The organism is Streptomyces sp. NPDC031554, from assembly GCF_055580685.1.
The window spans coordinates 1-24581 of the sequence record NZ_JBVIKX010000017.1; the positions used below are offsets into that span (position 1 = coordinate 1).

Sequence of the window (24581 nt, forward strand, 5' to 3'; positions counted from 1 at the left end):
GGTCACATTCCGAACCCGGAAGCTAAGCCTTACAGCGCCGATGGTACTGCAGGGGGGACCCTGTGGGAGAGTAGGACGCCGCCGAACAATCATTCAAAGGGTTGGGCCCTGAACTTCGGTTCAGGGCCCAACCCTTTTTTGCTTTCCGTCACTTGGCGTTCATGTTCCGCGCCCAGCATCCACGGCATGGGTACTGCCGCAATGCTCAGGGCCGCAGGCGTCGGAGTCGGTGACGAGGTCGTCGTGCCGGCGTTCGGGAACGTCGAAGTCGCCGAAGCGGTCATCCGGGCCGGCGCGCTCCCCGCCTTCGCCGACGTGGATCCGGTGACCTACTGCCTGGACGCCCTCGCCGTCGAAGAGGCCATAACTCCGCGGACGGCGGCCGTCGTTGTCGTACACCGGTTCGGGCGGTCGGCCGAGGTCGGGCGGCTGCGCGCGGTGGGACAGCGGTACGGGCTGCTGGTGCTGGACCAGGCGGAGCCCGACGTGCCGAACGACGAGGTGGCGCAGCGACGGGAGCGGGCCGCCTACCTCGACGCGCGGTTGCGCGGGGTGCGGACACCCGACGGTGGGGACGGGCACACCTATCAGCAGTACGTGGTGCGGGTGCCGGGGAACGGACGACCCGACCGGGACGCGTTCGCACGGGCCCTGCGGGCCAGGGGAGTTGACTGCCGGGTGCCGGTGAGGACTCCGCTGCACCGGCTGTCCGGCCTCCGGCGCCACGTGTCGTTGCCGCAGACCGAGCTGGCTGCCGACGAGACACTGGCGCTGCCGGTCGACGCCTCGCTGACGAAGCGGGACATGCAGCGGATCGCGTCCGCGTGCAACGCGCTCGGAGGACTGCTTCAACCCGCCTTCTGAGCGAGTTTGGGAACACGGCTCCGTTCGGGGTATGATCTATTTCGTTGCCGCGGGGGAAACCCCGACAAGTGACTGGCCCCCTTAGCTCAGTCGGCAGAGCGTCTCCATGGTAAGGAGAAGGTCAACGGTTCGATTCCGTTAGGGGGCTCCACAAAAGAGAAATCCCCTCGCCCTTCCGGGCGGGGGGATTCTTTCGTTCCCGGTCCTTCCTCAGGCCACGCGCATCGCGAGGATGGCCATGTCGTCGGACGGGGCGTCCGAGGCGAAGCGCTCGACCGCGCGCATGATGCGGGCCGCGACCGCGCCCGCCGTCAGCCCCGTGCAGGTGGTGAGCACGTCGGCGAGGCCGTCGTCGCCCAGCATGCGGGTGCCCTCACGGCGCTCGGTGACGCCGTCGGTGACACAGAGCAGGACGTCGCCGGGATCGAGGGTGATCGTCTGCTCGTACAGCTCCAGGTCCTCCATGACGCCGAGGAGCGGCTGGGGTTCGGCCGCCGGCTCGACCGTGCCGTCCTGGCGCAGGCGGAGAGGGAGGGGGTGGCCGGCGCAGACCACCTTCAGTTCCGCGCTGCCGTCGGCCTGCGGACGCATCTCGCCGTAGAGGAGGGTCAGGAAGCGGCTGCGGGCGCCCTCGTCGAGGATCGCGGAGTTGAGGCGCTCCAGGACCGCGGGGCCGCTGAGACCCTCCCGTGCCAGCAGGCGGAGGGCGTGACGGGCGAGGCCGGTCACCGCGGCCGCGTGGGGGCCGGTGCCGCAGACGTCGCCGATGGCGAATCCGTAGGCCCCGTCACTGATCGGGAAGAGGTCGTAGAAGTCGCCGCCGACCTCGTTGCCCTCGCCGGCCGCACGGTAGATGACCTCCACCTCGACGCCGTCGACGTCGGGGAGCTCCGGGGGCAGGAGGCTGCGCTGGAGGGACTGGCTGATCGCCGTGCGCTCGGAGTAGAGACGGGCGTTGTCGAGAGCGAGGGCCGCTCTGCGGCTGAGGTCCTCGGCCAGCTCCAGGATCTCCTGGCGGAAGTGTTCGTCGGTGGGCTTGCCCAGGGTCAGCATGCCGATGACGCGGTTGCGGGCGACCAGGGGGAGGACGACGGTCTCGCCGCCCACCGCGGAGGCGGTGGCCAGGACGGGACCGATGCCCGACGACATCTGGTGGGCCGGGCCGCCGGCCAGGCCGAGGCTGCGCATCGAACTGCGCAGGGCCGCGTCCTGCGCCGCCTCGCCGGGGGCGGACCAGACGCGGGCGCCCGGCGTGGGCACCGGGTCCGGCGGAGCGATCTTCGAGAGCAGGGACTTGATGCCGTCGATGAGTTCCTCGTCCTCGTGCAGGACGTAGGACAGGTACGGCTCGGAGGCCTGGTCGGCGATCGTGTAGACCGCGCACCAGGTGGCCAGCGTCGGAACCGTCATCTGCGCCATCAGGGCCAGGGTCTGGTCGCGGTCGAGGGTGCCGGCCAGCAGGTCGGAGGCCTCCACGAGGAAACTGAGGGAGCCGCGGCGCAGCCGCTCCAGCTCGCCCAGGCGGGCCGACTCGACGGCCAGCGCGATGCGGTCCGCGGCGAACTGGAGGCGTAGCGCCTCTTCGTTGGAGTAGCGGCCGGGGCCCTCGGCCGCGACGCCCAGGGAGCCGGTGAGGCGGCCCTCGACCTTCAGGGGGACCGTGACGACCGAGCGCATGCCGGTGCCGTGGAGGAGGGGGACCGCGCCGGGGACGGCGAGGAGGTCCTCGTGGACGGCCGGCATGCGGGCGGAGCCGTACCGGCCGGGGCCGGCCTCGACGGGGACGCGGGCGAAGCGCTGGCGGGCGGAGGGCAGGCCCGTGGAGGCGCGGACCTCCAGCTCCGTCTCGTCGTCGGTGGCGAGGAGGAGGAAGGCGGAGTCGCCGTCGAGCATGTCGCGGGCGCGTTCCACCGTGCGCTGGAGGAGGCCGTCGAGGTCGTCGGGGGCGGGCGAGCCGATGAAGACCTCGAACGGGTCCGTGCTCTGGCCGTCCGCGGGGCCGGTGTCGGTGGCGGGAACGCGCGTCGGTGACTGCAGGACGGCGCGTTCGTGGTCGCGGACGAGGAGGCAGACCGTGGAGGGGTCGCCGTCGGTGTCGCGGACGCGCAGGTGGGAGGCGTAGACCGGGGCGACGCGGCCGTCCGCGCCGCGGATGCCGTAGCTGCCCTCCCAGCGGGAGAGCTGGAGGGCCTCGGCGATGCCGGTGCTGGTGCCGGGGGTGTGCGGCCAGGCCGCGAGGTCGGTGAGGGGCTTGCCGACGACCTGGTCGGCGGGGTAGCCGAAGAGTTCCTCGGCGTCCTCGTTCCAGGCCGAGATGGCGCCGGCCCGGTCGATCTGGACGACCGCGACGCGGACGCGGCTGTCGGCGAGCGGCAGCAGGTCGGCCGGCAGGGCCGGACCCGCCGAGCGGGTACCCACCGGGCGGTCGGGCAGGTCGAGCCGGAACCAGACGGTCTTGTGGGTGGGCGTGTAGTCGACGCCCCAGCGGGTGGCGATGGCCGCGCACAGCTGGAGGCCGCGGCCGCCCTCGCGGTCGGGGCTGCCCATGGTGGCCGGGGAGCCCTGGAGCGGGATCTCGCGCTCCGGGTAGCGGTCGGCGACCTCGATGCGGACGGCGTCCTCATGGCGCAGGCACAGGAGGTCCGCGTGGGTGCCCGCGTGGACGACCGCGTTCGTCACCAGTTCGCTCGTGAGGACGACGGCGTCGTCGATGATGTCGGCGAAGCCCCAGCCCTGGAGGGTGTCGCGGACGAATCCGCGGGCGGTCGCGACGGATCGCCCGACGGGCTCGAAGCTGGCAGCCGCGCGCGCGGTGATCACAGAACTCCTCGGCCGGTCGTCGACGTGCTTGGCATGTTCCCGGCCGTCCTGCTCGCGTCGCTGCTGGGGCGGAAGCGCGCTCGTCGGCCGGGGGTCCGGGGGCTGTTCCCCCGGGATCAGTCCGGTGGTCATGTGTGCGGCCGCCCCTCCGATGCCCGCTCGTGCTCGTGCCACCGCCCAGACCGGACGGACCGGCGTGGCTGGACAGCCGCATGCAAGGTTACTTACCTTCCCCGCCCCCGCGGATGCCGGTCAGTTGTGTTTCCACCCCAGGGTGTGCGGACGGTGTGCGAAAGCCGCCGAACTGTTATGGCCGGGTTCGGTGGGGGTGAAACACTGGGAAGGTTTCTTGTGAAGGTCCGGCAGACTGAGTGTCTTGTGTGTTCGCCGGGCAGCAGCCCCTTGGGCCTGCCTGATTACATCGGGCAGTACGACGGTCGACCCCTCCGGGAGGGACAACGTGGAGTCTGGCGCAGCGACGCGAGGCACGAAGGCGCGCGCGAAAGGCGGACAGACCCTGAGCGGGCAGCGCTCACCCCGAGGCGGGACCACGACGGTGGACACCGCGGCCCTGAACCGGCTGCTGGCCGCCCTGGTCTCGATGCGGGAGGGGAACTTCCGCAAGCGGCTCACGGTGCCCGGCGACGGCGTGATGTCGGAGATCGCGGCCGTCTTCAACGAGGTGGCCGACCGCAATCTGCACCTCACGGGCGAGCTGTCGCGCGTACGGCGCATGGTCGGGCGTGAGGGAAAGCTCACCGAACGGCTGGAGACGGGGGCCTGCGAGGGCTCCTGGGCGGCGGCCATCGACAACTCGAACGCGCTCGTCGACGATCTCGTGCGGCCGGTCTCCGAGGTCGGACGGGTGCTGTCGGCGGTCGCCGAGGGTGATCTGTCGCCGCGGATGGAGCTGCGGACGCACACGCCGGAAGGGGCGGGGCATCCGCTGCGCGGGGAGTTCCTGAAGGTCGGGCGGACGGTCAACAACCTGGTCGACCAGCTGTCGACGTTCACCGACGAGGTCACGCGCGTGGCCAGTGAGGTGGGCACCGAGGGCAAGCTGGGCGGGCAGGCCCAGGTGCGCGGCATGTCGGGTTCCTGGAAGGACCTGACGGAGTCCGTCAACACGATGGCCGAGCGGCTGACGGCCCAGGTGCGCGACATCGCGCTGGTGACGACGGCGGTGGCCAAGGGCGACCTGTCGCGGAAGGTCACCGTGCACGTCGAGGGCGAGATGCTGGAGCTGAAGAACACCGTCAACACGATGGTGGACCAGCTCTCGGCGTTCTCGTCCGAGGTGACCCGGGTGGCCCGTGAGGTGGGCACCGAGGGCATCCTGGGCGGTCAGGCGCGGGTGTCCGGCGTCGACGGTGTGTGGAAGGAACTCACCGATTCGGTGAACACCATGGCCGGGAACCTCACGGCCCAGGTGCGCGGGATCGCGGAGGTCACGACGGCGGTCGCCAACGGTGACCTGTCGCGGAAGGTGACGGTGCCGGCGCGCGGTGAGGTCGCGCAGCTCGCCGAGACGATCAACCAGATGACGGAGACGCTGCGGATCTTCGCGGACGAGGTCACGCGCGTCGCCAACGAGGTCGGTGCGGCGGGACAGCTGGGCGGTCAGGCGAACGTGCCGGGCGCGGCCGGGACGTGGAAGGATCTCACCGACTCGGTCAACACCGTGTTCCGCAACCTCACGACGCAGGTGCGGGACATCGCCGCGGTGACGACGGCGGTGGCCAACGGCGACCTGTCGCAGAAGGTCACCGTGGACGTGGCCGGCGAGATGCTGGAGCTGAAGAACACCGTCAACGGGATGGTCGACCAGCTGTCGGCCTTCGGCGCCGAGGTCACGCGCGTGGCGCGCGAGATCGGTGTCGAGGGTGAGCTGGGCGGTCAGGCGCAGGTCTCGGGCGCGGCCGGGACGTGGAAGGACCTGACGGACTCCGTCAACACGGCGTTCCGGAACCTCACCGGACAGGTGAGGAACATCGCCCAGGTGACGACGGCGGTGGCCAACGGCGATCTGTCGCAGAAGGTCACCGTGGACGTGTCCGGTGAGATGGCCCAGCTGAAGAACACCGTGAACACGATGGTGGACCAGCTGTCGTCGTTCGCCGACCAGGTGACGCGGATGGCCCGGGACGTGGGCACGGAGGGCCGGCTCGGCGGGCAGGCCCGCGTGGACGGCGTGTCCGGGACGTGGAAGGAACTCACCGACTCCGTCAACTCGATGGCGGGGAACCTGACGTCGCAGGTGCGCAACATCGCCCAGGTCACGACGGCCGTGGCCAGGGGCGACCTGTCGCAGAAGATCGACGTCGACGCGCGCGGGGAGATCCTGGAGCTGAAGAACACCATCAACACGATGGTGGACCAGCTCTCCGCGTTCGCCGACCAGGTGACCCGGGTGGCGCGCGAGGTGGGCACCGCCGGGCAGCTCGGCGGCCAGGCGCAGGTGCCGGGCGTCGCCGGTGTGTGGCGTGACCTGACGGACTCGGTGAACGGCATGGCCGGCAACCTCACCGCCCAGGTGCGCAACATCGCGCAGGTCGCCACCGCCGTGGCCCGCGGTGACCTGTCCCAGAAGATCACCGTGGACGCGCGCGGGGAGATCCTGGAGCTGAAGAACACGCTGAACACGATGGTGGACCAGCTGTCGTCGTTCGCCCAGGAGGTCACCAGGGTGGCCCGTGAGGTGGGTACGGAGGGGCAGCTCGGCGGGCAGGCCGAGGTGCAGGGTGTCTCCGGCACCTGGAAGGACCTCACGCAGTCCGTGAACTTCATGGCGAACAACCTGACCATCCAGGTGCGCCAGATCGCCGAGGTCACGACCGCGGTCGCCAAGGGCGATCTGTCGAAGAAGATCACCGTCGACGCCAAGGGCGAGATCCTCGAACTCGTCACCACCGTCAACACGATGGTGGACCAGCTGTCGTCGTTCGCCGAGCAGGTGACCCGGGTGGCCCGTGAGGTGGGCACCGAGGGCATCCTGGGCGGTCAGGCGCACGTGCCGGGTGTCACGGGGATCTGGAAGGACCTCAGCGGCAACGTCAACCTGATGGCCAAGAACCTGACCATGCAGGTGCGCAACATCTCCCAGGTCGCGGCGGCCGTCGCCAACGGCGACCTGACCCGGCAGGTGACCATCGAGGCGCGTGGCGAGGTGCAGCAGCTCGCCGACACCTTCAACACCATGGTGAGGACGCTGAGTTCGTTCGCCGAGCAGGTCACCAAGGTGGCCCGTGAGGTGGGCACGGACGGCATCCTGGGCGGTCAGGCACACGTGCCGGGTGTGGCGGGCACCTGGAAGGACCTCACCGACTCGGTGAACGGCATGGCGTCCAACCTGACCGGTCAGGTGCGCAACATCGCCATGGTCACGACGGCCATCGCCAAGGGCGACCTGACGAAGAAGATCGACATCGACGCGCGCGGGGAGATCCTGGAGCTGAAGACGACCATCAACACGATGGTCGACCAGCTGTCGTCGTTCGCCGAGGAGGTCACCCGGGTGGCCCGTGAGGTGGGCACCGAGGGACAGCTCGGCGGTCAGGCACGCGTGCGTGACGTGGACGGCACCTGGCGCGACCTCACCGAGTCGGTGAACGAGATGGCGGGGAACCTGACCCGGCAGGTGCGCGCCATCGCGCGGGTGGCGACCGCGGTGACGCGCGGCGACCTGAACCTGAAGATCGACGTGGACGCGTCCGGCGAGATCCAGGAACTCCAGGACTACATCAACAAGATGATCGCCAACCTGCGCGACACCACGATCGCCAACAAGGAGCAGGACTGGCTCAAGGGCAACCTCGCGCGCGTGTCCGCGTTGATGCAGGGCCGGCGCGACCTGGAGGACGTGGCCTCGCTGATCATGAGCGAGCTGCCGCCGCTGGTGGCCGCGCAGCACGGCGCGTTCTTCCTGGCGATGCCGACGGCCGACGGCGCGGACGACCACTACGAGCTGCGGATGCTGGGCTCGTACGGCTACTCCATGGGGTCGATGCCGACCTCGTTCCGGCCGGGTGAGGCGCTGGTGGGCACGGCGGCCGAGGAGAAGCGGACGATCCTCGTCTCCAACGCGCCGAGCGGCTATCTGAAGATCTCCTCGGGGCTCGGGGAGGCGCCCCCGGCGCAGGTGATCGTGCTGCCGGTGCTGTTCGAGGGCAAGGTGCTCGGGGTGATCGAGCTGGCCTCCTTCACGCCGTTCACGCAGATCCAGAAGGACTTCCTCAACCAGCTCGCCGAGATGATCGCGACGAGCGTCAACACCATCTCCGTCAACACCAAGACGGAGCAGCTGCTGAAGCAGTCGCAGGAGCTGACCGAGCAACTGCGGGAGCGGTCGGCGGAGTTGGAGCAGCGGCAGAAGGCTCTCCAGGCGTCCAACGCCGAACTGGAGGAGAAGGCCGAGCTGCTGGCCCGGCAGAACCGGGACATCGAGGTGAAGAACACCGAGATCGAGGAGGCGCGGCAGGTCCTGGAGGAGCGGGCCGAGCAGCTCGCGGTGTCGATGCGTTACAAGAGCGAGTTCCTCGCCAACATGTCGCACGAGCTGCGCACGCCGCTCAACTCGCTGCTGATCCTGGCCAAGCTGCTCGCCGACAACGCCGAGGGGAACCTCTCGCCGAAGCAGGTCGAGTTCGCCGAGACGATCCACGGGGCCGGTTCCGACCTGCTGCAGCTGATCAACGACATCCTCGACCTGTCGAAGGTCGAGGCGGGCAAGATGGACGTCTCCCCGACGCGCATCGCGCTCGTGCAGCTCGTGGACTACGTGGAGGCCACCTTCCGGCCGCTCACCGCGGAGAAGGGCCTGGACCTGTCGGTGCGGGTGTCGCCGGAGCTGCCGGCCACGCTGCACACGGACGAGCAGCGGCTCCTGCAGGTGCTGCGCAACCTGTTGTCCAACGCGGTGAAGTTCACCGACTCCGGCTCGGTGGAGCTGGTCATCCGGCCGGCCGGGACGGACGTGCCGGTGGCGATCCGGGAGCAGTTGCTGGAGGCCGGTTCGCTGGCCGACGCGGACGCTCCGCTGATCGCGTTCTCGGTGACCGACACCGGCATCGGGATCGCGGCCGGCAAGATGCGGGTGATCTTCGAGGCGTTCAAGCAGGCCGACGGCACCACGAGCCGCAAGTACGGCGGCACGGGGCTGGGGCTGTCGATCTCGCGGGAGATCGCGCAGCTGCTCGGCGGGGAGATCTACGCCCAGAGCGAGCCGGGGCGCGGCTCGACGTTCACGCTGTACCTGCCGCTGCACCCGAGCGAGCTGCCGCCGCAGGGCTACCAGCAGCTCGTGCCCCAGCTGGAGGCCGGCGATCTGGTGGCGTCCGAGAGCGGGGCGCGGGAGCAGTCGGAGCTGTCCGGGCAGCGGATCCAGACGCCGGCCGAGGTGCGGTCGTACCAGGACACGCAGAACGGTCCGGCGGCGTTGTTCCGGCGCCGGCGCCGCTCGGCGGCCGGGGGCGAACCGCAGGTCGGGCGGCCCGAGCAGTGGGCGCCCGTGCGGCAGGAGGCGGCGCCGCAGGAGGCCCGGGGCATCCGGTTCGGCGGCGAGAAGGTGCTGATCGTCGACGACGACATCCGTAACGTGTTCGCGCTGACGAGCGTCCTGGAGCAGCACGGGCTGTCGGTGCTGTACGCGGAGAACGGCCGTGAGGGCATCGAGGTCCTGGAGCAGCACGAGGACGTGGCGGTCGTCCTGATGGACATCATGATGCCGGAGATGGACGGGTACGCGACGACCACGGCGATCCGCCGCATGCCGCAGTTCTCCGGTCTGCCGATCATCGCGCTCACCGCGAAGGCGATGAAGGGGGACCGGGAGAAGGCGATCGAGTCGGGTGCGTCCGACTACGTCACCAAGCCCGTGGACCCCGACCACCTGCTGGCGGTGATGGAGCAGTGGATGCGCGGCGAGTGAGGGGAACCGCGCGGGGGCGCGAGGAGTTGCCGACTCGCGGTGTCCGAAGGGGTGTAGAGGAGCGGGATCCGGGGAACCTTCTGGTCTTCCGCCGCGTTCCCGCTGTGTGCACAGTGACATCACGGTGACAGGGTGTGGCGACGGTCGGGGTGCGGCTACCATGACCGGCACAAGGAAGGGCGGCGCAAAGGAGTCGTCCCCAGGGGCGGCGCCCGGTGCACTGCCGGGGCGAGGAGGGCGGGCCATGGTGCAGAAGGCCAAGATCCTCCTGGTCGATGACCGGCCGGAGAATCTGCTGGCGCTGGAGGCGATCCTCTCGGCGCTCGATCAGACGCTGGTGCGGGCATCGTCCGGGGAAGAGGCGCTCAAGGCGCTGCTGACGGACGACTTCGCGGTCATCCTGCTGGACGTCCAGATGCCGGGAATGGACGGCTTCGAGACGGCCGCGCACATCAAGCGGCGGGAGCGGACCCGGGACATCCCGATCATCTTCCTCACGGCGATCAACCACGGTCCGCACCACACCTTCCGTGGATACGCGGCGGGCGCGGTGGACTACATCTCCAAGCCGTTCGACCCGTGGGTGCTGCGCGCGAAGGTCTCCGTGTTCGTCGAGCTGTACATGAAGAACTGCCAACTGCGGGAGCAGGCGGCTCTGTTGCGGCTCCAGCTGGAGGGCGGCGGAGACAGGGCGGCGGCCGGTGGCGTCAAGGAGTCGGCCGGGCTGCTGGCCGAGCTGTCCGCGCGGCTCGCGGCCGTCGAGGAGCAGGCCGAGGCCCTGTCCAAGCAGCTCGACGACGAGTCGGCGGACGCGGCGGCGGTGGCCACGGCGGCGCATCTGGAGCGCAAGCTCACCGGTCTGCGTCGGGCGCTGGACGCGCTGGAGCCCGGTACCGCAGGCGGCCCGCCCTCCGTGACGTCCCAGGGCTGAGCCGGAACCGGCGCCGGTCGTTCCGCAGTTGTGCGTGAGCGGGTGTCAGCCGGGTGGGGGCGCGCGTCAGTTCCGCGCCCCTCCGGGAGCGACACGAACGGGTGAAGCAGCGGTCACGCGTGTCCCCTGTCGTCTCCCCCGGTAACCTCACACCATGGCCTCACGTCCCTCCGCAGCCAAGAAGCAGCCCGCCAGGAAGGCGGTCGCTCCCGCGAAGGCTCCGGTGAAGAGGGCCGCCGCGAAGAAGGTCCCGGCGAAGAAGGCGCCCGCCCGGAAGGCCGCGGCCAAGAAGCCCGCGCCCAGACCGGCCCCCAGCCCCACCGGGGGCCTGTACCGGCTCGTCCGCGCCGTCTGGCTGGGCCTGGCGCACGCCGTCGGCGCGGTCTTCCGCGGCATAGGGAGCGGAGCCAGGAACCTCGACCCCGCCCACCGCAAGGACGGCGTCGGGCTGCTGCTGCTCGGCGTCGCGCTGATCGTCGCCGCGGGCACCTGGGCCGATCTGCGCGGCCCCGTGGGCGACCTCGTCGAGATCCTGGTGACCGGCGCCTTCGGCCGGCTCGACCTGCTCGTGCCGATCCTGTTCGCCGTCGTCGCCGTGCGGTTCATCCGGCACCCGGAGAAACCCGAGGCCAACGGCCGCATCGTGATCGGTCTGTCGGCGCTGCTCGTCGGCGTGCTCGGACAGGTCCACGTCGCCTGCGGCTCACCCGCCCGCAGCGCCGGCATGCAGGCGATAAGGGACGCCGGCGGTCTCATCGGCTGGTCCGCCGCGACCCCGCTGACGTACGCCATGGGCGAGGTTCTCGCCGTACCGCTGCTCGTGCTGCTCACTGTCTTCGGGCTGCTGGTGGTCACCGCCACACCCGTCAACGCCATCCCGCAGCGGCTGCGCCAGCTCGGTGTGCGCCTCGGGGTGGTGCACGAGGCGGCGGCCGAGGAGTACGACGAGTTCGGCGACGACGAGCGGTACGACGAGCAGTGGCGCCAGGCGCTGCCCGCGCGCGCCCGGCGCCGCTCCGGCACCCCCGAGTACGCCCCCGAGGACCCCGAGTACCCCGAGGACACGGAGCAGGAGGCCCTCGGCCGGCGCCGCGGGCGGCCCCGGCGCTCGGCGGTGCCGCAGCCCGCGACGGACCGGCGGCGGGACGCCGTCGACATCGCGGCGGCCGCGGCGGCCGATCTCGACGGGGCCGTGCTGCACGGCATGCCGCCCTCCCGGGTCGTCGCCGACCTCACCCAGGGGGTGAGCGCCGGCGACCGCGAGCCCACCACGCCGACGCCCGTGCCGTCCCCGGCGGGCCGTTCCCGGCAGGAGAAGCCGGCGACCGGTGCCGTACCCGACCTGACCAAGGCGGCTCCCGAGGTCCCGCGCGAGCTGCCGCCGCGTGCCGAGCAGCTCCAGCTGTCCGGTGACATCACCTACGCGCTGCCCTCGCTCGACCTCCTCACGCGCGGCGGCCCCGGCAAGGTGCGCAGCGCGGCCAACGACGCGGTGGTCGCCTCGCTCACCAACGTCTTCTCGGAGTTCAAGGTCGACGCCGCCGTCACCGGCTTCACCCGCGGCCCGACGGTCACGCGCTACGAGGTCGAGCTCGGCCCCGCCGTGAAGGTCGAGCGGATCACCGCCCTGACGAAGAACATCGCCTACGCCGTCGCCAGCCCGGACGTGCGGATCATCTCGCCGATTCCGGGCAAGTCGGCGGTCGGCATCGAGATCCCCAACACCGACCGCGAGATGGTCAACCTGGGCGACGTGCTCCGGCTGGCGGAGTCCGCCGAGGACGACGACCCGATGCTGGTCGCCTTCGGCAAGGACGTCGAGGGCGGCTACGTCATGCACTCGCTGGCGAAGATGCCGCACATACTCGTCGCCGGCGCCACCGGTTCCGGCAAGTCGTCATGCATCAACTGCCTGATCACCTCGGTCATGATGCGGGCGACCCCCGAGGACGTCCGGATGATCCTGGTCGACCCCAAGCGCGTCGAGCTGACCGCCTACGAGGGCATCCCGCACCTGATCACGCCCATCATCACCAACCCGAAGCGGGCCGCCGAGGCGCTCCAGTGGGTCGTGCGCGAGATGGACCTGCGCTACGACGACCTCGCCGCGTACGGCTACCGGCACATCGACGACTTCAACCGCGCGGTGCGGGAGGGGACCGTCAAGCCGCCCGAGGGCAGCGAGCGCGAGCTCCAGCCGTACCCCTACCTGCTGGTGATCGTCGACGAGCTGGCCGACCTGATGATGGTCGCGCCGCGCGACGTCGAGGACTCGATCGTGCGGATCACCCAGCTCGCGCGTGCGGCCGGCATCCACCTGGTGCTGGCCACCCAGCGGCCGTCGGTGGACGTCGTGACCGGCCTGATCAAGGCGAACGTGCCCTCCCGGCTCGCGTTCGCCACCTCCTCGCTCGCCGACTCGCGGGTCATCCTCGACCAGCCGGGGGCCGAGAAGCTGATCGGCAAGGGTGACGGGCTGTTCCTGCCGATGGGCGCGAACAAGCCGACGCGTATGCAGGGCGCGTTCGTCACCGAGGCCGAGGTCGCCCAGATCGTGCAGCACTGCAAGGACCAGATGGCGCCCGTCTTCCGGGACGACGTCACCGTCGGCACCCAGCAGAAGAAGGAGATCGACGAGGACATCGGCGACGACCTGGACCTGCTGTGCCAGGCGGCCGAGCTGGTCGTGTCCACCCAGTTCGGGTCGACCTCGATGCTCCAGCGCAAGCTGCGCGTCGGCTTCGCCAAGGCCGGACGGCTGATGGACCTGATGGAGTCGCGCAACATCGTCGGCCCGAGCGAGGGGTCGAAGGCGCGTGACGTTCTGGTGAAACCCGACGAGTTGGACGGAGTGCTCGCCGTGATCCGCGGGGAGCCTGAGGGGTAGAGGTCTCCACGGGGACGGCGGGCGTCCGTGACTCACCCGTTAGGGAGTCGCGGGCAACCGTTCGCCCCGGTCGTACGTCAAGTTGAGCGAGAACACGGGTACGGGTCCCGCAAGGGGTTTCGTACCCACCGTCATCGGCGTGTCCGGCCATACCGATGGCGTACAAAGTGCTACCGCCCGGTTGCCCCTCCCTTTCGCACCCCCCCTAGACTGAACCTCCAGCACAGGTGGCTACACGCTCGAAAGGCGCCCCCGTGTCCATCGGCAACTCCCCTGAAGACGAGCGTCCGTTCGAAGACGTTTCCGAGGCAGCCCACCCCTCCATCGGCCGAGCCCTCCAGCAGGCCCGCATCGCGGCCGGGCTCACCGTCGACGACGTCAGTACCGCCACCCGCGTCCGCATCGCCATCGTGCACGCCATCGAAGCGGACGACTTCGCGCCCTGCGGCGGCGACGTCTACGCGCGCGGTCACATCCGGACCCTGGCCAGGGCCGTCCGACTCGACCCCGCCCCGCTGATCGAGCAGTACGACGCCACGCACGGCGGCCGCCCGGCGCCGACCCCGGCGGCACCCATGTTCGAGGCGGAGCGCATCCGTCCCGAACGGCGCGGCCCGAACTGGACCGCGGCCATGGTCGCCGCGATCGTCGCCGTGGTCGGCTTCGTCGGGTTCACCGCGTTCAAGGGCGACGAGGGCACCACCGACGTCGCCGACGGCACCGCCCCGTCGAGCAGCGCGCCCGCCACCCCGACGCCGAAGACCGAGAAGCCCGTCGACGAGAAGCCGGAGCCCTCCGACAGCGCCATCGCCGCGGCTCCGCAGGACAAGGTGACCGTCCAGGTCACGGCGACCGACGGCAAGAGCTGGATCTCCGCGAAGGACCACAACGGCCGGCTGCTCTTCGACGGCCTGCTCAAGCAGGGCGAGTCCCAGACCTTCCAGGACAGCGAGAAGGTCAACCTCGTCCTCGGCGACGCCGGCGCGATCCAGCTGTACGTCAACGGCAAGAAGATCGACGACGACTTCCGGCCCGGAGCCGTGGAGCGCCTGACGTACACCAAGGGCGACCCGCAGGCCGGGTGAGGCGGGCGGCGCCCGGTCGTGCGCAGGGGTCGGCGGTGATCGCCGGCCCCTTCCGCGTGCCGCCCGAAGATCACCAACCCCGTCGACATGGGGTGTCAGCCAGACAAAGTAGTCTTGAGCCCATGCCTGAACGCCGTACCGTCGCACTCGTCACCCTTGGCTGCGCCCGTAACGAGGTGGACTCGGAGGAGCTCGCAGGCCGTTTGGAGGCGGACGGCTGGCAGCTCGTGGAGGACGCCGAGGACGCGGACGTCGCCGTCGTCAACACCTGCGGCTTCGTCGACGCCGCCAAGAAGGACTCCGTCGACGCCCTCCTGGAGGCCAACGACCTCAAGGGTCACGGCAGGACCCAGGCCGTCGTGGCGGTGGGCTGCATGGCCGAGCGCTACGGGAAGGACCTCGCCGAGGCCCTCCCGGAGGCCGACGGCGTCCTCGGATTCGACGACTACGCCGACATCTCCGACCGTCTCCAGACCATCCTCAACGGCGGCATCCACGCCTCCCACACCCCGCGCGACCGGCGCAAGCTGCTGCCGATCAGCCCCGCGCAGCGGCAGGAGTCGGCCGCCTCGGTGGCCCTTCCCGGGCACGCCCCGGCGGACCTTCCCGACGGCCTCGCGCCTGCCTCCGGTCCCCGTGCGCCCCTGCGCCGCAGGCTCGACGGCAACCCGGTCGCCTCGGTCAAGCTCGCCTCCGGCTGCGACCGGCGCTGCTCCTTCTGCGCCATCCCGTCCTTCCGCGGCTCCTTCATCTCCCGCCGCCCCAGCGACGTGCTGAACGAGACGCGGTGGCTGGCCGAGCAGGGCGTCAAGGAGATCATGCTGGTCTCCGAGAACAACACCTCCTACGGCAAGGACCTCGGCGACATCCGGCTCCTCGAGTCGCTGCTGCCGGAGCTGGCGGAGGTCGACGGCCTCGAGCGGGTGCGGGTCAGCTACCTCCAGCCGGCCGAGATGCGGCCCGGCCTGATCGATGTGCTGACCTCCACGCCGAAGGTCGCCCCCTACTTCGACCTGTCCTTCCAGCACTCCGCGCCCGACGTGCTGCGCGCGATGCGCCGCTTCGGCGACACCGACCGCTTCCTGGAACTCCTCGACACCATCCGCACCAAGGCGCCCCAGGCCGGTGTGCGCTCCAACTTCATCGTCGGCTTCCCCGGCGAGTCCGAGGCCGACCTGGCCGAGCTGGAGCGGTTCCTGAACCACGCGCGGCTGGACGCCATCGGCGTCTTCGGGTACTCCGACGAGGAGGGCACCGAGGCCGCGACGTACGAGAACAAGCTCCACGAGGACGTCGTCGCCGAGCGGCTCGCGCGGATCTCCCGGCTCGCCGAGGAACTCGTCTCGCAGCGCGCCGAGGAACGGCTGGGCGAGACCCTGCACGTCCTCGTGGAGTCGGTGGACCCCGCCGACGGCGTGTACGGCCGTGCGGCCCACCAGGCGCCCGAGACGGACGGCCAGGTGCTGCTCACGAGCGGCGAGGGACTGAGCGTCGGTCGTATGGTCGAGGCGAAGGTGGTCGGCACCGAAGGCGTCGACCTGGTGGCCGAGCCCCTCCCGGGCTCGATCGGGTGTAGTGAGGAGGCGGACAGATGACGGGTGTCCCGGCATCGGCCGCGGGGGGCTCCGCGCGGGCCAAAGGGGCCGCCGCGAGCCCCGCTCCCGGTGCTCCCGCCTCCGCCGGGGTGTCCGGGGCGGCCGCGGAGGCGGTCGCCGACGTCACCGGCGCCACCCCGGACGAGCAGGGGACCCTCAGGCCCGCACGGGGCGGGAAGATCGCGGCCGCGGCCGTCAACCAGGCCAGCGTCTGGAACGTGGCCAACCTGCTGACGATGCTCCGGCTCCTGCTGGTGCCCGGCTTCGTCGCCCTGATGCTGGCCGACGGCGGGTACGACCCGGCCTGGCGCGCGTTCGCCTGGGCGGCCTTCGCCGTCGCCATGATCACCGACCTGTTCGACGGGCATCTGGCGCGGACGTACAACCTCGTCACCGACTTCGGGAAGATCGCCGACCCGATCGCCGACAAGGCGATCATGGGAGCGGCCCTGATCTGCCTCTCCGCCCTCGGCGACCTGCCGTGGTGGGTGACGGGCGTCATCCTCGGCCGGGAACTCGGGATCACCCTGCTGCGTTTTCTCGTCATCCGGTACGGCGTCATCCCGGCGAGCCGGGGCGGCAAGCTGAAGACGCTCACCCAGGGCGTGGCCGTCGGAATGTACGTCCTGGCGCTGACGGGCTGGCTGGCCACCCTGCGGTGGTGGGTGATGGCCGCCGCGGTCGTCCTGACCGTGGTGACCGGCCTCGACTACGTGAAGCAGGCCGTCGTGCTGCGCCGGCAGGGCATCGCCGAGCGCCGGGCGGCTTCGGAGGAGACGCGAGCGTGACGTCGACGGCCACCGACGTGGTGCGACTACTGACCGTGAGGGGCGAGACGCTCGCCGTCGCCGAGTCGCTGACGGGTGGCCTGGTGGCGGCGGAGATCACCTCCGTGCCCGGGGCCTCCCGGGCCTTCCGGGGATCGGTGACGGCGTACGCGACGCCGCTCAAGCACGAACTGCTCGGCGTGGACGCGGATCTGCTGGCCGCGCGCGGAGCGGTGGACGCGCAGGTGGCGGCGGAGATGGCGGCCGGTGTGCGTACGGCGCTGGGTGCCGACTGGGGCATCGCGACCACCGGGGTCGCCGGCCCCGACGCCCAGGACGGGCAGCCCGTGGGGACGGTCTTCGTCGCGGTGCGGGGGCCCTCGGGGCCCGGATCAGGTTCCGCCTCTGGCGGAAAAGTGGAGGCCCTGCGGTTGAACGGCAGCCGGGCGGAAATTCGTAGAGAGAGTGTACGGAGCGTACTCGCAGTGCTCCTGAGAGAGCTGGCGCGCGAACAGACCGGGAATGAGCGGGCACAGGATACGGAACAGAACGGGGGGTTTTGATGTTTGCAGCCCTGAGTGAACACGACATCGCTCCCCGCACGGCCGCAGCGCAAGGCGGTACGGTGGGGCGTGAAGGATGCGGCTACGCGGTCCGAGGAGGGAGCCACCGATGATTCTGCTCCGTCGCCTGCTGGGTGACGTGCTGCGTCGGCAGCGCCAGCGCCAGGGCCGTACTCTGCGCGAAGTCTCCTCGTCCGCCCGAGTCTCACTCGGCTATCTCTCCGAGGTGGAGCGGGGGCAGAAGGAGGCTTCCTCCGAGCTGCTCGCCGCCATCTGCGACGCGCTGGACGTACGGATGTCCGAGCTCATGCGGGAAGTGAGCGACGAGCTCGCTCTCGCCGAGCTGGCCCAGTCGGCTGCGGCCACCCCCAGCGGTCCTGTACCGGCCTCGGTTCGCCCGATGCTGGGTTCCGTGTCGGTGACCGGTGTGCCACCGGAGCGGGTGACCATCAAGGCGCCCGCCGAGGCGGTGGACGTGGTCGCCGCGTGACGTACCCCTGGCGGGGTGTGTCGACCGACGACGAGTGCAGGTGCAAGGACGGGTGCCGGTACGTGTAGGCGTACGGCAGCCGTGAGGCCCCGGCCGGGGCCTCTCCGGGAGGTCCGGAGGGGTGCGGTCGGGGTTTTTCGCGTCGGGCCCTCCCCGGGTCCGTTTGCCGGGGCCCCGGGCTGCCGTCATCGTGGAGGGGCATGGCGGGGGCCGAGCGACCCGGAGGTGCGGATGCGCACCGTGATCAGCCGTCCGTCCGACGCGGACCCGCCGCGTGCGTCCTCCGGTGTGCCGCGGTCGCCTTCCGATGTGGCGCGGTCGTCCGGCGTCGTGCGTGTGTCCGGTGCCGTCACGGGCGGCGGGCCGACCGGGGGCCCGGCGGGCCGTAGGTGACGGCCGGAGCGGGACCGATAGCGCGCCGGGGGGTGGCGATCGGGCTCGGGGCGGTGTGGTGGTGGGCCGCGGCGCGTCTCACTCTCGCTCCCGATGCCGGGGTGCTGGAAGGGTCCGTCGTGGCCGGTGGCTGGGGACTGAGTCTGCTGCCGGTGCACTGCGTGGCCAGGTCGCGGGCCACGGGGGCCCTCGCGGCGGGGCGTTGGAGAAGTGCCTGGCGGGGGGCGCGGCTGCGGGGTGGGGAGAGCGGGGGACGGCGGGCGGGGCGGGCCTGAGGGCGGTGCGGAGGCGAAGGGCGGGCGGGGAACGGCGTCAGTCCGCGGGGCGGGTGCGGACGCGGCGCGTGGGTGGGGAGCCCGGTGCCGGGACCGGGCCCGACTGGCAGGTGGGGCACCAGTACGTGGGGCGCTCGCGGGAGCCGTCCCCCTGGTCGGCCACCCGGATCGGGGTTCCGCAGCGCAGGCAGGGGCGGCCCGCGCGGCCGTAGACGAACAGTGCCTGTCCGCTGCGGCCGGTGGTGACGCGCACCGGGCGGTCGCGGTTGGCCTCAAGGAGCTTCTTCGCGAAGACCGGCAGCGCGGCGGTGCGGTCCGCGGGGAGGGCGCCCACGGGGAGCCAGGGGGTGACCCCGAGGAGGAAGCAGATCTCGCTCTTGTAGATGTTGCCGATGCCGGCGAGGTTGCGCTGGTCGAGGAGTGCCTCGCCGAGGGCCCGGGCCGGGTCGGTGAGGAGGTTGGCGAGGGCCTGGTCGGGATCCCAGTCGGGGCCGAGCAGGTCGGGGCCGAGGTGGCCGACCACCCGCCCCTCGTCGGGGGTGCGCAGCAGTTCGAGCACGGGAAGGCGGTAGCCGACGGCCGTGCGGTCGTGGGTGCCGAGGACGGCGCGGATCTGGTGGGCCGGGCCGCCGCTCCAGCGCCCGCCGTTCGCGAACACTTTCCAGGCCCCCTCCATCCGCAGGTGCGAGTGGAGGGTGAGTCCGCCCTCGACCCGGGTGAGGAGGTGCTTGCCGCGCGGGGTGACGTCCAGGACGACACGGCCGGTGAGGTCGGCGGTGGCGTACTTGGGCACGCGCAGGTCGGAGCGGGTCAGCACCTTGCCCGCGAGCGCGCTGTGCAGCCGCTTCGCGGTCTGCCAGACCGTGTCCCCTTCAGGCATGGGTCAAGGGTGGCACGACGGGAGCGGGGGCCGCGGCCGTCCGGTGGCCCGTCATGCCCGCAACCTCAGGCCGCGGGGGGTCGCGATGAAGCCCACTCCCTCCAGGAGGGTGCCGAACGGCGAGGTCAGGGCCGAGGTGCCGTTGACGCGCTCCACCGTGACCGTGCCGAGCGATCCCGCGCGGGCGGCCGCGGCGAGGGATTCCGCCGCCGCGGGCAGTCGGGGGTCGTCGGCGGGAGAGTCGGCGTGGTCCACCGCGGCGGGCCACGCCAGCAGGGTCTTGCCGCCGCGCTCCATGTAGAGCGTCAGTTCGCCGTCCACGAGCACCACGAGGGAGCCCGCCTTGCGGCCCGGCTTGTGGCCGGCGCCGGTCGGCGGCTCGGGCCAGGACAGGGCGGCGCCGTACGCGTTCGCCGGGTCGGCCGCGGCGAGGACGACGGCACGGGAGGCGGGCGACGGGGTGCGCGGGCGCCGGCCGGCGAAGCCGGACGCGTACGGGGACCCGCCGCCCCGGGGGACACCGGCACCGGGGGGTGCCAGGTCGCGCGGTGAGACCCACTCGCCCGGAGCCGGCGGGGGGCCGGCGGTGCCGCCGAGGCCGGGGAAGTCCCGGTCGAAGTCGGCCGGGGGAAATCCGGTGGGGGGCGCGAAGGGGTCGTCGGTGCCGGGACCGGCGTGCGCGCCGTCCGGTCCGTCACCGCCGTCGGGGCCGCTCAGGGTGGGGAAGGCGGTACCGGTGCCCCGCGCGTCCCGGACACCGGTCGGGCCCGGCGACGGCTCACCCCGGTCACGGGCATTGGCCACCGCGCGCACACGGTCCACGGCACCGTCCATCGCGAACTGCGCGGCACCGAGCCCCTCCACGACATAGCCGCGCCGGGCCTGGCCGCTGTCCTCGAAGGCGGACAGGATGCGGTACGTCGCCGAGAAGCCGCCCTCCACGCCCTCGGCCGCCACCGCGCCCCGGGTCACCACGCCGTGCCGGTCGAGGAGGGTGCGGGCCAGGGCGTGGGCGCGGACGGTGGGGTCGGGCTCGTGGGCCGGCAGGAGGGACCAGCGGCCGGCGACGGTCGGGGGGCCGCCGCGGGACGCGGGGCGGGCGGCGGCGGTGAGGGAGCCGTACCGCCCCCGGGGGACCGCGCGCTTGGCGCGGTGGGCGGTGGAGCCGGCCGTGCGGCCCGAGCCCAGCAGGGCGCGCATCGGAGCCAGCGTGTCGTTGGTCAGACGGCCGGACCACGCCAGATCCCAGACGACGTCGGCCAGTTGGGGGTCGGTGGCCTCGGGGTGGGTGGTGGCACGGACCTGGTCGGCGATCTGGCGGAAGAACAGCCCGTAGCCCCCGGCGAGGGCGTCCAGGACGGACTGGTGCAGTGCCGTCAGCTCCAGGGGGTGCGGCGGGGCCAGGAGCAGCGGCGCCGCGTCCGCGAGGTACAGGGACACCCAGCCGTCCTTGCCGGGCAGGGCGCCCGCGCCGGCCCAGAGGACCTCTCCCGCGGCGGTGAGTTCGTCGAGCATCGCCGGCGCGTAGCCCGTGACGCGGGACGGGATGACGAGCTTCTCCAGGGCGGAGGCGGGCACGGACGCGCCCTGGAGCTGCTCGATCGCGCGCATCAGGCCGTCGACGCCGCGCAGGGAGTGGCCCGCGCCGATGTGCTGCCACTGGGGGAGGAACTGGGCGAGCGCGGCGGGCGGGACCGGTTCGAGCTCCTGCCGCAGGGCGGCCAGGGAGCGGCGGCGCAGTCTGCGCAGGACGGTCGCGTCGCACCACTCCTGGCCGATGCCCGCCGGGTGGAACTCGCCCTGGACGACGCGGCCGGCCGCCGCGAGCCGCTGCAGGGCGCCCTCGGTGACCGCGACGCCCAGGCCGAAGCGGTCGGCGGCGTCGGCCGAGGTGAAGGGGCCGTGCGTGCGGGCGTGGCGGGCGAGGAGGTCGCCGAGCGGGTCCTTGACCGGTTCGGTGAAGGCCTCCGGCACACCGACGGGCAGCGCCGTGCCCAGGGCGTCGCGCAGGCGGCCCGCGTCCTCGACGGCCGCCCAGTGGTCGGTGCCGGCGACACGGACCGCGATGGCGCGGCGGGCCGCCGCCAGCTCGGGGGCCCAGTGCGGTTCGGCACCCCGTTCGGCCAGTTCCGCGTCGGTGAGGGGGCCGAGCACGCGCAGGACGTCCGCGACGCCCTCGACGTCCTTCACCCGGCGGTCCTCGGCCAGCCACTGGAGTTCCCGCTCCAGTTCGGTGAGGACCTCGGCGTCGAGCAGTTCGCGCAGCTCCGCCTGGCCGAGCAGCTCGGCCAGCAGCCGTGAGTCCAGGGACAGGGCGGCGGCGCGGCGTTCGGCGAGCGGGGAGTCGCCCTCGTAGAGGAACTGGGCGACGTAGCCGAACAGGAGGGAACGGGCGAAGGGGGACGGCTCCGGGGTGGTGACCTCGACCAGACGCACCTTGCGGGACTCCAGGTCGCCCATCAGCTCGACGAGCCCGGGCACGTCGAAGACGTCCTGGAGGCACTCGCGGACCGCTTCCAGGACGATCGGGAACGAGCCGAACTCGCTCGCCACCTGGAGCAGCTGGGAGGCGCGCTGGCGCTGCTGCCACAGCGGGGTGCGCTTGCCGGGATTGCGGCGCGGCAGCAGCAGCGCGCGGGCGGCGCACTCGCGGAAGCGGGCCGCGAACAGGGCCGAGCCGCCCACCTGGTCGGTGACGACCTGGTCGACCTCGCCCTTGTCGAAGACGATGTCCGCCGCACCGACCGGGGCCCGCTCGGCGTCGTACTCCGTGCCGGCCTTCGGGGGCGGCTGGTCGATCAGGTCCAGGCCCATGAGGTCGGCGTCGGGCAGCCGCAGCACGATGCCGTCGTCGGCGTGCATCACCTGGGCGTCCATGCCGTACCGCTCGGACAGCCTGGCGCCGAGGGCGAGCGCCCAGGGGGCGTGCACCTGGGCGCCGAAGGGGGAGTGCACGACGACCCGCCAGTCGCCCAGTTCGTCGCGGAAACGCTCCACGACGATGGTGCGGTCGTCGGGGACGTGGCCGCAGGCCCGACGCTGTTCGTCCAGGTAGGAGATGACGTTGTCGGCGGCCCAGGCGTCCAGGCCGGCGGTGAGCAGACGCAGCCGGGCGTCGTCCGCGGGCAGCGAGCCGACCTCGCGCAGGAACGCGCCGACCGCACGGCCCAGTTCCAGCGGGCGGCCCAGCTGGTCGCCCTTCCAGAACGGCAGGCGGCCCGGCACGCCGGGGGCGGGCGAGACCAGGACGCGGTCACGGGTGATGTCCTCGATGCGCCAGGAACTGGTGCCCAGGGTGAAGACGTCACCGACGCGGGACTCGTAGACCATCTCCTCGTCCAGCTCGCCGACCCGGCCGCCTCCCTTCTTGGGGTCGGCACCGGCGAGGAACACGCCGAACAGGCCGCGGTCCGGGATGGTGCCGCCGGAGGTCACGGCGAGCCGCTGGGCGCCGGGGCGGCCGGTGATCGTGCCGGCCACGCGGTCCCACACCACGCGCGGGCGCAGCTCGGCGAAGGCGTCGGACGGGTACCGGCCGGCGAGCATGTCCAGGACCGCCGTGAAGGCCGACTCGGGGAGGGAGGCGAAGGGCGCGGCGCGACGGACGAGGGCCAGCAGGTCGTCCAGCTGCCAGGTGTCCATCGCGGTCATCGCGACGAGCTGCTGGGCCAGCACGTCCAGCGGGTTCGCCGGGACCCGCAGGGACTCGATGGAGCCTGTGCGCATGCGCTCGGTGACCACCGCGGCCTGGACCAGGTCGCCCCGGTACTTCGGGAAGACCACACCGGTCGAGACCGCCCCGACCTGGTGGCCCGCGCGGCCCACGCGCTGGAGGCCGGAGGCCACCGAGGGCGGGGACTCGACCTGGACGACCAGGTCGACCGCGCCCATGTCGATGCCCAGTTCCAGACTGGAGGTGGCGACCACCGCGGGCAGGCGGCCGGCCTTGAGATCCTCCTCCACCAGGGCGCGCTGCTCCTTGGAGACCGAGCCGTGGTGGGCGCGCGCGATGACCGCGGGGGCGCCCTGGGCCGCCCCCGAGCCACCCATCAGGTCGGCCGGGGCGTGGTGCTCGCCCAGGGGCTCTCCGGTGGCCCGCTCGTAGGCGATCTCGTTGAGCCGGTTGCACAGGCGCTCCGCCAGGCGGCGGGAGTTCGCGAACACGATCGTGGAACGGTGGGCCTGGACCAGGTCGGTGATGCGCTCCTCGACGTGCGGCCAGATCGACGGGCGCTCCGCGCCCTCGGAGCCGTCGGCGACCGGTGAGCCGCCCAGCTCGCCCAGGTCCTCCACCGGGACGACCACCGAGAGGTCGAACTCCTTGCCCGAGGCGGGCTGCACGATCTCGACCTTGCGGCGCGGGGAGAGGTAGCGGGCGACCTCGTCGACCGGGCGGACCGTGGCCGAGAGGCCGATGCGGCGGGCCGGTTTCGGCAGGAGCTCGTCCAGGCGCTCCAGGGAGAGGGCGAGATGGGCACCGCGCTTGGTGCCCGCCACGGCGTGGACCTCGTCGAGGATCACCGTCTCGATCCCGGTCAGCGCGTCGCGGGTGGCCGACGTCAGCATCAGGAACAGGGACTCCGGAGTGGTGATCAGGATGTCCGGAGGGCGCGTGGAGAGGGCGCGGCGCTCGGCGGGCGGCGTGTCACCGGAGCGGATGCCGACCTTGACCTCGGGCTCGGGCAGGCCCAGGCGCACGGACTCCTGGCGGATGCCGGTGAGCGGGCTGCGCAGATTGCGCTCGACGTCGACCGCGAGGGCCTTGAGCGGTGACACGTACAGCACGCGGCAGCGCTTCCTCGGGTCGGCCGGCGGGGGCGTCGAGGCCAGCTGGTCCAGCGCCGCCAGGAACGCGGCCAGCGTCTTGCCGGAGCCGGTCGGGGCCACCACCAGCACGTCCGAACCCTCGCCGATGGCCTGCCACGCGCCCGCCTGGGCCGCGGTGGGCGCGGAGAACGCCCCCGTGAACCAGGCGCGGGTCGCGGGGGAGAAGCCGTCCAGGGCCCGGTGTGCTTTGCCGACCATGCGTCCATCCTGCACCCGCGTACTGACAATGCGTCTGACCTGCGGCTTCGCGTCACGATCCGAGCCGGGTCACGAATTTC

General features: G+C 72.0%; 12 protein-coding genes, 1 tRNA gene and 1 rRNA gene. 11 read left to right on the forward strand and 3 right to left on the reverse strand.

Going from position 1 to position 24581, the window contains the following annotated elements; translation table 11 throughout:
* The 3 genes from rrf to ACZ5FU_RS31660 all read left to right on the forward strand — a co-directional run.
* Positions 1–87: ribosomal RNA gene (gene rrf / locus ACZ5FU_RS31650) — 5S ribosomal RNA — on the forward strand; the annotation flags it as partial.
* A gap of 114 nt (positions 88–201) precedes the next feature.
* Entirely contained in the window at positions 202–864 is a 663-nt protein-coding gene (locus ACZ5FU_RS31655) for a DegT/DnrJ/EryC1/StrS family aminotransferase (RefSeq protein ID WP_468644232.1), read from the forward strand.
* A 75-nt stretch (positions 865–939) separates the two neighbouring features.
* Positions 940–1015: transfer RNA gene (locus ACZ5FU_RS31660), tRNA-Thr, on the forward strand.
* Between the two features lie 59 nt (positions 1016–1074).
* On the opposite strand, the gene ACZ5FU_RS31665 is transcribed toward ACZ5FU_RS31660, so the two are convergent.
* The gene (locus ACZ5FU_RS31665; RefSeq protein WP_451527088.1) at positions 1075–3816 is read right to left on the reverse strand and encodes a SpoIIE family protein phosphatase; all 2742 of its coding nucleotides are present in this window, start codon (positions 3814–3816) and stop codon (positions 1075–1077) included.
* Positions 3817–4144: 328 nt separating this feature from the next.
* Here ACZ5FU_RS31665 and ACZ5FU_RS31670 point away from each other — a divergent pair, with 328 nt between their 5' ends.
* The 8 genes from ACZ5FU_RS31670 (at position 4145) to ACZ5FU_RS31705 (ending at position 17928) form a co-directional block, all read left to right on the forward strand.
* Positions 4145–9610: a HAMP domain-containing protein gene (locus ACZ5FU_RS31670; RefSeq protein WP_451779701.1), complete on the forward strand. Its 5466-nt coding sequence runs from the start codon at positions 4145–4147 to the stop codon at positions 9608–9610.
* A 244-nt stretch (positions 9611–9854) separates the two neighbouring features.
* On the forward strand, positions 9855–10541 hold the full coding sequence (locus ACZ5FU_RS31675) for a response regulator (protein ID WP_451527090.1): 687 nt from the start codon (positions 9855–9857) through the stop codon (positions 10539–10541).
* A 154-nt stretch (positions 10542–10695) separates the two neighbouring features.
* A complete protein-coding gene (locus ACZ5FU_RS31680) occupies positions 10696–13428 on the forward strand; it encodes a DNA translocase FtsK (RefSeq protein ID WP_469047577.1) in 2733 nt (910 codons plus the stop codon).
* Positions 13429–13682: 254 nt separating this feature from the next.
* Positions 13683–14513, forward strand: coding sequence for a helix-turn-helix domain-containing protein (locus tag ACZ5FU_RS31685; RefSeq protein ID WP_469047579.1), 831 nt, complete (start codon positions 13683–13685; stop codon positions 14511–14513).
* Between the two features lie 122 nt (positions 14514–14635).
* Positions 14636–16108, forward strand: coding sequence for a 30S ribosomal protein S12 methylthiotransferase RimO (gene rimO / locus ACZ5FU_RS31690; RefSeq protein ID WP_451527093.1), 1473 nt, complete (start codon positions 14636–14638; stop codon positions 16106–16108).
* Positions 16105–16896: a CDP-diacylglycerol--glycerol-3-phosphate 3-phosphatidyltransferase gene (pgsA, locus tag ACZ5FU_RS31695; protein WP_451527094.1), complete on the forward strand. Its 792-nt coding sequence runs from the start codon at positions 16105–16107 to the stop codon at positions 16894–16896. The genes rimO and pgsA overlap by 4 nt, the downstream gene beginning before the upstream one ends.
* Positions 16893–17438, forward strand: a complete 546-nt coding sequence (locus ACZ5FU_RS31700) for a CinA family protein (RefSeq protein ID WP_451527095.1) — start codon at positions 16893–16895, stop codon at positions 17436–17438. The genes pgsA and ACZ5FU_RS31700 overlap by 4 nt, the downstream gene beginning before the upstream one ends.
* 109 nt (positions 17439–17547) lie before the next feature.
* Positions 17548–17928, forward strand: coding sequence for a helix-turn-helix domain-containing protein (locus tag ACZ5FU_RS31705; protein ID WP_073497352.1), 381 nt, complete (start codon positions 17548–17550; stop codon positions 17926–17928).
* 705 nt (positions 17929–18633) lie between these two features.
* On the opposite strand, the gene ACZ5FU_RS31710 is transcribed toward ACZ5FU_RS31705, so the two are convergent.
* Together ACZ5FU_RS31710 and ACZ5FU_RS31715 are read right to left on the reverse strand one after the other, a co-directional pair.
* A complete protein-coding gene (locus ACZ5FU_RS31710; protein ID WP_451527096.1) occupies positions 18634–19476 on the reverse strand; it encodes an Fpg/Nei family DNA glycosylase in 843 nt (280 codons plus the stop codon).
* A gap of 51 nt (positions 19477–19527) precedes the next feature.
* Entirely contained in the window at positions 19528–24501 is a 4974-nt protein-coding gene (locus ACZ5FU_RS31715) for an ATP-dependent helicase (RefSeq protein ID WP_469047581.1), read from the reverse strand.
* Positions 24502–24581 lie beyond the last annotated feature (80 nt).

Excerpts from the sequence above, each read along its gene's own strand:
- ACZ5FU_RS31655 (WP_468644232.1), top strand. The coding sequence starts at position 202 with ATGCTCAGGGCCGCAGGCGTCGGAGTCGGTGACGAGGTCGTCGTGCCG.
- ACZ5FU_RS31665 (WP_451527088.1), bottom strand. The coding sequence starts at position 3,816 with ATGACCACCGGACTGATCCCGGGGGAACAGCCCCCGGACCCCCGGCCG.
- ACZ5FU_RS31675 (WP_451527090.1), top strand. The coding sequence starts at position 9,855 with ATGGTGCAGAAGGCCAAGATCCTCCTGGTCGATGACCGGCCGGAGAAT.
- ACZ5FU_RS31680 (WP_469047577.1), top strand. The coding sequence starts at position 10,696 with ATGGCCTCACGTCCCTCCGCAGCCAAGAAGCAGCCCGCCAGGAAGGCG.
- rimO (WP_451527093.1), top strand. The coding sequence starts at position 14,636 with ATGCCTGAACGCCGTACCGTCGCACTCGTCACCCTTGGCTGCGCCCGT.
- pgsA (WP_451527094.1), top strand. The coding sequence starts at position 16,105 with ATGACGGGTGTCCCGGCATCGGCCGCGGGGGGCTCCGCGCGGGCCAAA.
- ACZ5FU_RS31705 (WP_073497352.1), top strand. The coding sequence starts at position 17,548 with ATGATTCTGCTCCGTCGCCTGCTGGGTGACGTGCTGCGTCGGCAGCGC.
- ACZ5FU_RS31710 (WP_451527096.1), bottom strand. The coding sequence starts at position 19,476 with ATGCCTGAAGGGGACACGGTCTGGCAGACCGCGAAGCGGCTGCACAGC.
- ACZ5FU_RS31715 (WP_469047581.1), bottom strand. The coding sequence starts at position 24,501 with ATGGTCGGCAAAGCACACCGGGCCCTGGACGGCTTCTCCCCCGCGACC.